Source organism: Phaeobacter sp. G2, assembly GCA_025163595.1.
In the GTDB taxonomy this organism is placed as follows: Bacteria; Pseudomonadota; Alphaproteobacteria; order Rhodobacterales; family Rhodobacteraceae; genus Pseudophaeobacter.
Window position 1 is genome coordinate 1496116 of the sequence record CP104100.1, and the last position, 12790, is coordinate 1508905.

8 protein-coding genes and 3 pseudogenes are annotated in these 12790 nt (G+C 51.9%); 2 read left to right on the top strand and 9 right to left on the bottom strand.

What is annotated here, in order from left to right:
• Positions 1-281 precede the first annotated feature (281 nt).
• The 8 genes and pseudogenes from N1037_07170 to N1037_07205 form a co-directional block, all read right to left on the bottom strand.
• Entirely contained in the window at positions 282-857 is a 576-nt protein-coding gene (locus tag N1037_07170) for a recombinase family protein (GenBank protein UWS80787.1), read from the bottom strand.
• 210 nt (positions 858-1067) lie between these two features.
• Positions 1068-2516, bottom strand: a complete 1449-nt coding sequence (locus N1037_07175) for an AAA family ATPase (GenBank protein UWS80788.1) — start codon at positions 2514-2516, stop codon at positions 1068-1070.
• 711 nt (positions 2517-3227) lie between these two features.
• Positions 3228-3803 (bottom strand): ImmA/IrrE family metallo-endopeptidase, encoded by a 576-nt coding sequence (locus tag N1037_07180; protein UWS80789.1) that lies wholly within the window; start codon positions 3801-3803, stop codon positions 3228-3230.
• Between the two features lie 39 nt (positions 3804-3842).
• A complete protein-coding gene (locus tag N1037_07185) occupies positions 3843-4580 on the bottom strand; it encodes a hypothetical protein (protein UWS80790.1) in 738 nt (245 codons plus the stop codon).
• Positions 4581-5669: 1089 nt separating this feature from the next.
• Positions 5670-6152 (bottom strand): Arm DNA-binding domain-containing protein, encoded by a 483-nt coding sequence (locus N1037_07190; protein ID UWS80791.1) that lies wholly within the window; start codon positions 6150-6152, stop codon positions 5670-5672.
• A 644-nt stretch (positions 6153-6796) separates the two neighbouring features.
• Positions 6797-7123 (bottom strand): annotated as a pseudogene (locus N1037_07195) (IS3 family transposase).
• Between the two features lie 195 nt (positions 7124-7318).
• Complete coding sequence (locus tag N1037_07200) at positions 7319-9592, bottom strand: hypothetical protein (protein ID UWS80792.1); 2274 nt, start codon at positions 9590-9592, stop codon at positions 7319-7321.
• 36 nt (positions 9593-9628) lie between these two features.
• Positions 9629-10171, bottom strand: a complete 543-nt coding sequence (locus N1037_07205) for a hypothetical protein (protein ID UWS80793.1) — start codon at positions 10169-10171, stop codon at positions 9629-9631.
• Between the two features lie 170 nt (positions 10172-10341).
• Between N1037_07205 and N1037_07210 the strand changes: the two are divergent.
• Positions 10342-11063 (top strand): annotated as a pseudogene (locus tag N1037_07210) (IS3 family transposase).
• Between the two features lie 215 nt (positions 11064-11278).
• On the opposite strand, the gene N1037_07215 reads toward N1037_07210, so the two are convergent.
• On the bottom strand, positions 11279-12178 hold the full coding sequence (locus N1037_07215) for an alpha/beta hydrolase (GenBank protein ID UWS80794.1): 900 nt from the start codon (positions 12176-12178) through the stop codon (positions 11279-11281).
• 106 nt (positions 12179-12284) lie between these two features.
• Here N1037_07215 and N1037_07220 point away from each other — a divergent pair.
• A pseudogene (locus N1037_07220) lies at positions 12285-12782 on the top strand (hypothetical protein).
• The last annotated feature ends 8 nt before the right edge of the window (positions 12783-12790 follow it).

The window sequence follows — 12790 nt, forward strand, 5'->3', positions numbered from 1 at the left end:
TTTTGCAACACGATTCCTGAGCTTCAGTGGCGCGGCGAGGTCTTGCTCGCCTGCGCAGTCATCACGATGGGAAGGTGGGCGTCGCTATGTCCACATAGCGTGAGTTCGATCGCCATAGCTCTTTGCGGCTGCGGCGAATGTCCGGACTGGTGAACCCGCGTGCGGGATCGGAAGCAGAGGCGAACGGCAGGAATGGGCCGTTCACGTTCTGCTGAAGATCTGGCACGTCTGGCATTGGTAGGTTCGTCCCAAAATGTAGTGAACGTCATAGAGGGAGAGTGTTACGAAGGCGCCTCGGCCAACTCCTTGCGGATTCGGTACACAGAAGCGACCCCAACTTTGGCCAGTTTTGCTATCTGCGTTGGAGTTACTCCCGCTGTTAGCATTTGTGCTATGGGTTCCCGATCAATGGTTCTAGGCTTGCCTTTGTATTTTCCAGCGCTTTTGGCTTTTTCGATCCCTTCGCGCTGTCGTTGACGGATCAAGTTTCGCTCAAATTCAGCGATTGCCCCAAGTACTTGCATCATTAGGCGACCAGCGAAATCTTCTGTACCCGTAGAGAAGGTCAATTTTTCTTTCAGAAAATGTACAGAAGAGGATTTGTCAACGATTTCATCTACGATGTTGCTCAGGTCTGTAAGTGACCTGGCCAAGCGGTCGATACTGTATACATAGATTTCGTCTCCAGGTTCAATTCGCCTTAGCAGTTCTGTAAGCTCTGGGCGATCATACCTGCCTCCTCCTGATACCTTTTCTTCGTAGATGTTTTTCGGGGATATGTCGTTTGGTAGTTCTTGACGCTCTGTAGATTGGCTTTTTGATGAAACTCGTTTGTAACCCAGTTTTGTCACTTTCATTTTTCCTTATGATTTGATTCTGAATGTAATTGATAAAGGTGTATATCGATTTTAAAATGACCCTAATGATAGGCTTTGTACTGATTTGAGGATTTATTGCCCGGGTGTACCGTATTGAGAGGCGTATTTTATGTTGGTGGTTTTAATTTCACTGACCTTTAGTAAGTTGCCTCCATCAAAAAATGATCGATGTTTTTCTCTGTCAATTGGTTAGGCTTTCCCGAAGAATTTTTGGCGATCATCCAGCAGAATCTTCAAGAGCTCAGAAAGGATTCGGACTGAGCGGTGCTTCGGCCAACTTTCTTCAAGCTGCTCTAAATCTCCTGACATCACGGGAAGGAAGCGTTGGTCGATGCCCAGATCCTGTGCATAGTCTGAGATCAAGCTTCTAATGATTGCTCGAATTTGAGTAGGAAGCGGGGGTTCGATCCGGCAAACCATACAACGAGATAGAAATGGCCGGGGGATCAAGGTAACATCATTCGCAGTGAACACCCAGGAGATGCCACTCGCATCTACGTTCGTCGCTAAGAAGCGTTCGTAATAGGTCTGTGCTTCAGTTGGTTCCAGCAAGCCCAAGAACTCAGCCCAGACATCTCCATTTTGAGATGGCCTCACTTTGTCGATTTCGTCTACCATAATCAGAGGATTCATGGAGCCGGAGTCTGAGATTGCTGTAGTCATGACGGACGGAGATGCAGAACTCCATCCCCCTGACACTCCAAAAATCTGAGAGTCAGAATGGCCAGCAACGGTAGTGATGGCTACATGCACATTAAGAATTTTGCCAATCTCCCGGCACAGCCTAGTTTTTCCTGTACCAGGTTCGCCCGTTAAGATCATTGGGCGAAGATGGACCCGGTCGTCACCATATTGCCATCGGCGACGTAGATTCCGGCCAATCAGTTCGATTGCATTCTCAGCGTTTGGAAACTTCTCACCCAGCTTAGCAACGGCTTGGAGCTGTGCCTGTGTTACCCTTGAGAAATTAAGAGGCTTGAGAATGTTCTCTAGTTTTCCTTTGATGTTGTTTTGAGTGGTTCGCGACAGTGACTTTCTGTGTTTCAGCAGATAGCGATTGCTGCTGCTGTGAGTGACATTTTTCGACTCTTGCGTTGCGTGAATTGCCTGCCATTCGTGCTTAATCTCTTCCGCCTCGGATTCATCTCTGGGTCGGCGACCAACAATCCCCTGGCGAAGATCTTCAACAGGCAGTTTCCTTAAAAGTTGTTGGAGGGTTTCAAAGAAGACTTCAGGGCTATGTGAGGTGGAAATCCATCCAGTCAGTTCGTTGGCTAGGGTTCCTGAGTTCGAGCCATTTTCTACGCCCACAAGTCTTTCAGCCTCTCGTCGGGAAGAGGTCTCGCGCTTTGCTTGTCTCGCTGTATGCTCCGATAGAATTTGCTGATCGGAGGCCGAGATCAGAAGACGGGTTTGTAGCTCAGCAAGAAGCTCATAGGGAGTGTTATTGAATAGCTCACCTAACCAACCTGCGTCTTCAGGGCTGCCGTTCGCCCAGAGAGTGATCAATGCCTGCCAGTTGGGTTCGTCTGATTGGGAGGATTCGGAGGCACCGTGGCTATCCTCTTTACTGCCGCTGGAAGAAGTCTTGGAGTTCAGCGTCTCCATAGTGAAACTTGTGGTTTCGTCGGCCGTCATTTCAATCTCCTACATTGAAAATGGTAGGAGGACAGGGACTCGAACCCTAGGGTGTCACAGTAATCTGCTGCCGACAATGAAGGGGTATAAACCCGACCGCCGCACCTGCGCCCTCCCACAAAAGTGGGTCAATATCTGACTTAGGTAGATATTCTTTCGGACGTGGTGTGGTTGCGTGCGTTGATCATCCACCTAAAGTAGTTAGGGGAGGTTTAGAAGTCAAAGGGAGAAGGAAAATCTGGTGCTCTTGAAAGGGTGAGTGCTTATTTTACAAAGCGTATCGTAAAAAATGCGCCAAAAAGGGGAGTGTGAAATGTTGGTGTGCCCGCTATTTAGTTTGATCTGCGTCGATGCCTTGGAGGTGTCATTTAAACCCGAAGTTGCCGCTCGACGTAGGTGCAGAAATTCTTCATCTTAGGCTATTGTCAGCTTTCATGCCCTCCCGCGAGAGCAACTCTCAACAACCGTTAGGTGGTGCGTCGCAGTATAGAGTTTAGCCTTTGCTTCCGACCAAAAGTCAGAGAGAGGAAAGGGGAATGTTTTTCTTGAAATCTCTTGCTTCTATGGAGGCTGAGAGAAGGGCAAAGTGCGGCCGATCTCGACGCGGCCATCTTAGGAAGCGCAGAAAAGCGCTTTAAGGAAGATACAGTCGGTAGCCTAGAGATCTTCTTTGCAGTCGCGAAGGGACACCTCCGGACGAATAGGCTGAGGTCAGGAAATTACTCGAAGGTTCTTCAATCGAATCTCCATAGATTGCCTGGAGACGTTGAATATACTTGCTAACTCCTCAATATATGCATTTCGTGACATTCCAATCTTTCCGTCATCAGTGCGGTTTTCATCAGCAATATTTTTTGCATATTCTTTCACTAGCGGGGCAGGCATCAAGAGGCGTGCTGCGAATTGATTTGCTTCACGTTCTACCTGAGAAGTGCTCCCGTCTCTATGAAACTTATTGGGCGTGTCCTTAAAGGTATCAGCTTCCCCTTCTTTGTCATGCTTGGGCAGCATGTGGAGGAAAAGGTGGCCTAGCTCATGGCTGAGTGTAAACCGCTGCCTAACTTCTGCTTCGATGGGGTTCACCCAAATTTTCGCGGACTTTCGGTCAGCCGTCCACTCGATCGACCCCGACAATTCCAGTTGGTCGAACTCGAAATTTTCGCTCTGAGCCAGCTCAAAGGCCGCAAGAACTTTGCTTAGATCAACAGGTGGCTCTGTAATGCCTGCAAGCTCCAGGACCTCACGCGCAGTGTAAGGCCTTGGGTTTTCAAGAAATTCCTTCTTCATAATCTACCTCCAGCTCTCTCATTAGAGATTATATAGGCGCTATTTCGCAAAGTCATCATCGTCAAGCGTATTGAACGTAGCTTTCCTTCCACCGTCATCATCTTCAGGCTTTGACAATTTATTTGATACCGCAGCGTCGACCAAGCGCGTCAACATGTTCTTGAACTCACCGTTTTGCATGAGCAATGCAGGAGTCTCTTCGAGGTCTTCTTTGACGCTCTCTCTTACAGCTTCGAGAACTTTTCTTGTTCCGTGGTTCGGTGTGTCGCTGGAGCTCGACACGAACTCCTTTATTATGTCTTCAGCCGCTGTCGAAGCTACATTGCGGATCCTTCTATTTGTTACTTCCATTGCGATTGCAGCAGCGATTGCGGCGAATGCCGCCACTATGCCTAGGATTGCTGCAGCAAAGCCTCCCATTGAAAGATACGCTTCACTTGCACTGACGGCAGATTGCGATGCCTCAATGGTGGCGTGGGCGGCATCCATATTCATGCTGCTAGCATCAAGAACATTTGAAATGTTCATTAGGGAATTGGTTAACTCCCTCTCGATCCACTGGACTTTCTCAACCAAAATCGCACTATCGGCCTGACGCGCCTCAATTGTTTCCAGCCGCTGTTGTAGACCCTCGATATGATCTTTTAACTCATGTAGCGCTATCGGTTCCGATGAAAGGCTAGCGTTCTTCGGAGCCGATTGAGCAATCACTGAGGACGTTGCGCATGCCACAAAAAGAAGAACTTGTAAAAGCAAACGAGGGGTGTATCGATTCAATTTCTATCTAAGCCTCAAAAAAGGTGGGTATCAACTATGCTCTTGAGTGTAGAACATAAAATTGTGCAACCCACCAGACGTTCGTGAGCGGCACGCCAAGCTTTTGCTTCTAGCGGTGTCTCAGCGCCAGAGTCTCTGACTTTGCAAAGGCTGCTTCTGCGCCAAGCTGCCATCTGGGTTCTCCATAAGTCGATGCACTAGTACGATTGCTTGGGGTATAAGTCATTGGAAACAGGTAATAAAACAAAGAAACCTAAGGCGACGATATGGCCAAAAAGACTGCCGTAAGCGTTCCAATATGGTACTTGAACCAATGCGGAAGAGATTGGTAGCATTCAGAGCCAATACCGCGGCTTACTTAGCCGTTGCGATGTTATTTGACGACAGTTCAGGTTTGTTCTTTTGAATTACGAAACTTGACCAGGAATTCATTAGCTTCCTGCGTGGAGCCAGCAAGTCAGACCTATGGTAAGAACGTTCGGTTTTGTTTCCAACCTTATGGGCGAGGCATGTTTCCGCGACTTCACGCAAGCCGGAGTGGCACTCCCTTGACCAGTCTTTAAAACTACTGCGGAACCCATGAGGCCGGCCTGGTTCATTTAGCTCATTTAGCGCCTTAAGAAGCGCGTTCCCGTGAATGGGCTTACCTCTATGACCGGGAAAAAGAATCTCTGATTTTCCCCGCTTGCGGCATTCAGAGATCACATTTAGAGCTTCTGGCGATAGAGGAACTCTAAAGTCCTTTGCTTGGCTTTCAGTACTTTTCATGCGTGATGCTGGAATTGTCCACACGTCTCCTTCAATTTCCTTAACCCGAGCACCACATACGCTGTCAGCTCTTTGGGCGGTCAAGATCAATAGCCTCAGTGCCAAGTTGCTGGCTGTTGGTTTGCTCAACCGTTTGTACAAGGCTGGGATGTTTCGCCATGGGGTGGACGCAATGTTACTGGTCTTATGATTTACGATTGGAAGCTGTCCCACAGCTTTGTTGACGATATCGGGATCGGCCTGAGCTTCGTAATCCGCGCAGTATTTTAGAACCATACGGGTTCTTTGGACAACTTTTTCTGCGGTAGGTTGGCGGCTTGTCTAGATGGGTTCTAGGACTCTTTTGATATCCGGAACTTTTAAAGTGGACACACGCCTCTTCCCGAGCAGTGGGATGGCATGGGTGTCCAAAGGGGACCTCCACCTTCCAGCATCGCCTCCTCTCTTTAGCTTAGCAGCATTGTGCTTGCGACATCTTTCCACGGCTTCTTCAAATGTTGGGTCGAAAGCCTTTAGTTGCTTCATTTTTTGGGCTAGTTCATCTTCCCGTGCTTCAACTGGATCGCGCCCCGAGATTTTAGTGTGCTCCCAGTGATCTCGAAACGATCTCGCATTAGCCAAACCGATGCTTGGGAATGATCCCAACCCCATGTCGCGTCTTTTGCCAAGGAAGCTGTAGCGATAGATCCACTTTCCTGAGTTGCGGGAAGTTTTCTGCAGTTGCAAACCCCCGCCATCATATAGAGTACCGGTTTCGGTGTTCTTGATCTTGGCTGCGCTCAGTTTATGTCTTGCTCTGGTCATGTATGCTGTTCTGGCCCCACAGTTAGCCCCACAATTTGTTTGCGATTTTCTGCATCAGCATGCGATCTGCGGCAACAGGATCTTGCGTAAGTCGCTGAAATTAGTTGTCAAAATCGGCATCCTGCAACAGCGTGCTACACGCACTGTGTCTTCTCGACCGCACCATTATCCATAGTTAAGAAATTGTTTTCCCTTAGTTTTCAACTCCGGAGAATGCAACTTGGAACACATCAAGCACACAATTCACCACTAATCTGACGTTTTTGGGACTGTTGCATTAGTCAGGCAGAAAATGTGGTGATCGCTGTTCTGGGCATGTTACGCGGCCAATGCGAACAGATTCTGGTTGGAGACATGCGGTCCCCGGAAGGCTACCTCGACCACTGGAGTATCGTTGATGAAGATCCTGGAGCGCCAGTCGCTGTTCAGGCTCTGCCACCAGCCCCCATAGAATCGACCATTTAGCTCCCAGTTTCACCGCTAAAGATCCGGCGGGTCCGCTTGTGATGGTGGTCGATTGCGACGTCATCGACCCTTGGCTCTTCTTGGCTGGGAATGTCGATGAAGGCGTTGGCGATCACCTCATTGTAGCGCCGCACTTCTTCCTGCATCCTGATGGCCTCATCGGTGTCTTCGTACGCGACGTTCTCCAAGGTGAGGTCGGTCACACATTCCTTCAGAGCCATGGCCTCGGATCGCAGATCCTTCACCTCAGGCGAAGTTGCCTGACGCGCTGTGTCGCCGGAAAGACGACGCTTTCCAGCCTCAAGTAATTCCTTCGACCAAGTGTAATCCGGGCTGTCAGAGATACCCTCACGACGACAGAATACCGAGATGCTTTCCTCCCCGCGCAATCCGGCCAAAACAATGCGGTTCTCCTCCGCCGCCGAGTAGGTCTGGCGCGTCTTGCGGCGGATGCTTTCGACCAGTTTGTCAGCTGCGTCTTTCGATGTTCCGGGCTTCTTGTTCATCTTCGCTCCTTAAAGGCTACGATGAACCAGAAACCCTCCGTTGTTCAAATCCTCAGATCTGTTCCAAAGGGGCTGACGTCAGACAGGTTGGTGGAATACGTGCTGACCCGGAAGCTAGCCTAGAAACACCCTCGTCTGGCTTCGTGCTGGCCGGGGGCGACCACTTTTCTTTTTTTCTTCGAGTTCAAAGACGTGTTAGACAAACAGGAAATTGTCGCTGTCTGCTATTTCACTAACAGTCATATCCTCGACAGTAATCTCAACATTGCGGAAACTTACTAGAACGTCGTCACCTTGCTGCTCAAAGTCTAGCTGACGCAGCCTCGATGCACCTCGTCCGATTTGAATGTGATCGATGCCGACCGCAAAGTCCGTGATCGTGTCGTGTCCGTCGCCGCGATTGAACACGAAAGCATCGCGACCAGATCCACCTGTGAGTACATCACTGCCTTTTTGGCCCTGCAGTACATCACGGCCGCCACCGCCGTTCAGCAGATCGCTGCCCTTTCCCCCAAACACCTTGTCACTCCCATTGCCGCCAAACACCTTGTCATTCCCATTGCCGCCTTTCAGAGTGTCACCTCCGCTACCGCCAAAGAGTTTGTCCCGACCGGAATTGCCAGATATCGTGTCGTTCCCGACATGTCCCTTCAGTGTGTCGCGGCCTGCGCCGCCACCCAATTTGTTGTCAAATTCATTTCCGGAAATGCGATTATTCTGTTCATTACCGATGCCCGCGATGGCAGCGTTTTCCCCAACCAATAGTTCCAGGTTTTCGATATTTGAATTTAGAGCGTTGATAGAGACGGAGGACCGCACCAAATCGGTACCTGCGTCAGTGTGTTCGAATGCTATGTCACCGCCGTCAATCATATAGGTGTCATCGCCTAATCCGCCGGACATAGAATCATTGCCACCCCGGCCGTCTAGAAAGTCGTCACCGTCACGCCCAAACAAGAAATCGGTTAATGATGTTCCAACGATGGTATCGTTAAGATCGCTGCCGGTAACTTCGATAACATCTGTGAAGTTTTCCCAGCCGATGAACGAAAACCCGGACAGATCGGCGCTCCCGTCAGTAACCTGCACGATCAGGAACTCTCTGGACCCCGTCGGAACTAGGGATTCGAACACTGCGTCTGGGGAAAAGCCAGCAGAATTGATCTGGCTTGAGTCCAGGCGAACGGTTGTTCGGCCCGAAATATCGCCCATTCGCACCCCTTCAACCGAGGTAAGGTCTACACTTGTGAAGTCATAGTCCCCCTGAAAGAAGATAACAAATTCATCGGTGCCTTCACCGCCGTCATAGATTTCACCGGCCACCAATTCAGATGGGTCGACCAAGAGGAAAAAATCGTCTCCACCTTCTCCAAACTGCCTGTCCAGCCCTGCGCCGCCTTCTAGGTCGTCATCGCCGCCGCCGCCCCTGAGCGTGTCGTCCCCCAAACCGCCAAACAGCCTGTCATTGCCGCCGTTGGCAGTCCCTATGCCGTCAATGATGCGCTGATCACCGAACAGTTGATCATTGCCTGCACCGCCAATCAAACTGTCATCACCGCCAAATAGCACCGCGCCATCCTCGACCGTGCCAACGTCGCCAACCAAGACATCGTTGAGGTCAGTGCCTGTAATTGTGTCGTTACCACCTGTTGCAGTCGTGGCGTTCGATACCGCATCGCCAAACGCGGTCACAGCCCGCGTACTGGTGGAGAAGTCCATAATGTCATTGCCACCAGTCAGCGTTCCGATGGCCCGCTCAACATCACCAGACGCAAGGTTTTTTGGTGCCAACCCCGAAATGCTGTCGTTGCCGCCCTGCAAGGTGGCAGAAAAACCAACGGTGAAAAAATCTCCGAAGTACTGCGTACTGCTATATTCGAAGCTGCCATCAGTCGTGTTCAGAGGCGGTTGAGGCTCAGATTCAAATAGGCGCATGACATCATTGCCACCTGTCACATTGCCTGAATTCAGGTCTCGTCCGTCACCGGCAACTTCGTTGTCTACGCGCTGATTAAGCGTGAAATCGTCGTCCCCATCAAAAATGAGCGACCAAAGCTCGTCTGTATCGAGGCCTGGAAGTGAGGCCACATCGAGATCTAGATCACTGATTGTGAGGCTGGATTCACGGGTCTCAACACCTACCGGGCGGCGTACGCGCACCCCCCATTCCGTTCCAACAATGAGCGTGTTGATGTTCCCGGCCGTTGGGAAAACCAGGTCACCGACATCTTCGCCATAAACAAACCCGCTCCCCTGAAAATGAGCCACAGTTTCTACACTTCGGGCCGTGAGGACGCCTTTGAAGGCTGTCAGCCTGAGCTGGATGGTGGCCTGAAATTCGGTCTCGTTGGCGATTTCGCGCACGTCATCCCCGGTCGCGCCCTCCGGTATCGTTCCATTGATCGCGAGAGGATCGTTGTAGAACATCGATTGGCCAGGTGCCAATGATTGGGAAATGACGGTGGCCATTGGAAGAATCCTCTTCTTGCGCTACTAGTTAACACTTCACGTTGCTTTGGCAGGGCGAACCTTGTCGGCTGAAAACTCATAGGTTCCCCCCATGTACTGGAACCCCATTTTCGACAGAAAACGATGCGTTTGCTTCAACCGAAACCCAGACGTCACCTGCACGCCAATCTTTTTTGCACCGCCATTCACTGCGCGGCGCATCAGCGATCGCAATAGCATGAAACTAGCTACGGTATGTCGGGCTTCGGGCTGGACATAGAGCGCCTGACAGGACACCATGATATCTTCAGAAAAAAAGTCTTCCACAGCAATGGAGTACAAAAAACCAGCAAGGTGTTCGTCCGCGCCTTGTCTGCGCGAGGCAACCAGACTGAGATCGCCATTTTTGCCTGTCAGAGCGTGTTCAAAACCGCGATCAAACTTACTTTGTTTCAGGTGTTTTTCGGGACCAGAGATTTCAGCGTAGGCTGATCGGCATAACCTTAGGATCTCCGCGCGATCCCTTTCTTCGAGTTTGCGAATTTCGATATTTGAGTTTCCGAGAACACGTCGAGCTTGGCTGCGAGCAGAGTATTCCAACTAGAAGTTCTCCATCAAAAGTACCTACCCCCTTCAGGGGTGTTCGAAACAAGTTGGCTGATAAAATTTTGATGAAGCCTAGGGCGAGCTCGAAAAATAGTCCACCAAAATGGTCTAGTGAATCGCTCCGAGTTTGTCGGAGACCATCAATTAAAGTAAGCATGATGGTTCTGACAAAAAGCAAAATGGCAAATCGCCACTCGCCTGAGGTCCGCGTCCGCGCGGCCCATATGGTGTCTGAGCATCAAGGCTCCTATGAAACGCAGGCGGGTCCGATCGCCGCCATTGCACCCTAGATCGGCTGTATTCCCCAGACCTTGAGTGGATGGGGTAAGCAGGCCGAGACAGACAGTGGCATACGCGACGGTGTCACGACCGCGGAACGTGATCGCATCAAGACCCTGGAACGACAGAACCGTGAACTGCGCCAGGCGAATGAAATTCTCCGCAAGGCGTCAGCGTTTCACCTCCCACTCGAACCCGTGGCGTGACGGGTTCGACTTTGCGCAGGCGGAACTCGACCGCTCACTGAAGCGAGGATCGCCTTCATTCACTGCCCGGCAGGTCATTGCGCAGCAATCTCTCGAGAGGGAACATTCCATCACCGCCTGGCATGCCTCGCTGATCCGTCCAAAGCTTTGGCGCGGCATCAGCGTGACACGGAGCTGCGGCCTGAGATCAAAAGGGTCGCCACGGGCAATATCTATCCATTCGCCATACCGAGCGTTTGGCCGAAGCAGGCATTGAACCATCGGTCGGCAGCGTCGGGGATTCTTACGACAACGCCCTCGCTGAGACGAAAAATGGTCTCTACAAAACCGAACTGGTCCACTGCCAGAGGCCATGGCGCAACATGCAGGATCTGGAAATGGCCACTCTCGGCTGGGTCGATTTGGACCTGTCACGGTTTGATGCCGCTCCTTTGATAGCAATTACTGCAACAAAGCGCCCCACATACTGGTGGACGTTTGTTTTGAGCGCCATCGAGACACCGTGACGCGCGGCTAGTTCGGGATCCAGTTGGGTGGGTTCGCTGACGACAGGCAAAAGCTCCACCGCCCCGTAAACAAGCGCGGTGGAGGCCTTTTGACCCTGGCTCAGGTCAAGTCATGCGACGCCCAGATGTTCGGCGAACCATGCACATTGCGCCGGGGCCGAGATATCGAACGGCGCATCGGTATAGGCCTCGAAATGTGCGCAGTCGAGGATCAAGAGTTTCTTAGGCTCCATGGCATTTTCATAGGCCCGCAAGGTCAGATCCGCTGGCGTCAAATGATCATGACGGCCCGCGACCAGCATCAAGGGCGTGGGCGCGATGCGCGACACCCAGTTTCCGGGCTCATATTCGGTAAACAGCTCCATCGACCGCAGGGTGATGTCGTTTTCCCATGCGCCGCGGTCCTGGTCGCTCAAGCCAAAGAAAAACTCCCGGCTGTCATCTGTCGGCAAGGCGCAAGGGTCGCCTTCTTTCTCGCCAACGACCGGCAGGCGGAGCGGCGCGTCGCCGTTCAACCGCCCGGTGCGATCTGCTGCAAATCCGGCACGCAGGCCCGCCCAGTGATCGGAACGCACAAGGCGCTGCGCATTCTCCAGACCATAGACAAGCGGCACCTGGCTGACGACGCATTTGACCCTTCGATCCTTGGCCGCGATCACCAGAACATGTCCGCCAGAGTAGCTGGACCCCCAAATGCCGATCTGCTCGGCATCGACCGAATCCAGTTGCTGCGCATAGGTAATCGCGTCGCGATAGTCCGCAATCTGCTGGTCAGGGTCGATCTCGCCGCGCGGCTGTCCGCCGCTGCTGCCGAGGTTGCGGTTGTCGTAAACCAGCACGTTCATACCAGCATTCTGGAACGTCTCGGCAAAGCCTGACAGGTGCATTTCCTTGGTCGCCGAGAACCCGTGCGCCATGATGATACAGGGCGCCAGGGTCGCTTCGGTTTGGTAGAACCAGCCGACAAGCTCGGTGCCGTCTTCGGTCTTGAAGCTTACATCTTTTCTCATGAAATCCTCCCATTTCAGATGAAGCAGTGTGCATGCGATGGACGCCCTGTTCTTGACTGCCAGCGCATTATTGTTTGATCGTGGGTGCAAGTCGGGAGGAAGATTGATGGCCATAGAGCGCTGGACCAACGCCCTGGAAGACAAGGCGCACCAGTTTGATGCGTGGAGTGAAGGGTTGAATGCCTCGCATCAGACCTGGTCTTTGGGCGCGCACCGGGGGCGCCGCGCGGATGGGTTCAAGGCGACTGTCTCGTCGCGTGTTGGGTCCGGGTTTTCGATTATCGAATGCGGTTGTGATCCGTGTCATGGCACCCGTGGGCACCGGGAAATCGGGAACAGCGATGACGCGTATTTTGGGCTGCTTGGACTGAGGTCTGGTCGTGAACACGTGGTTCAGGAGGATCAGGCGGTGACGCTTTCGGCGGGCGATATGATGGTCTGGGATGCCTCCTTGCCGTGCCATTTCAAAACCGAAGGGCCGATTAACAAGACCACGCTGTTCATCAGCCGGAAACTGCTTCGCGATATCACGGGATCTGACGCCTTGACGGTTGGTCGCTTGGATGTGTCCGGCGGATGGGGCGCGCTGTTGCGGGACAGGATCCTGTCGCT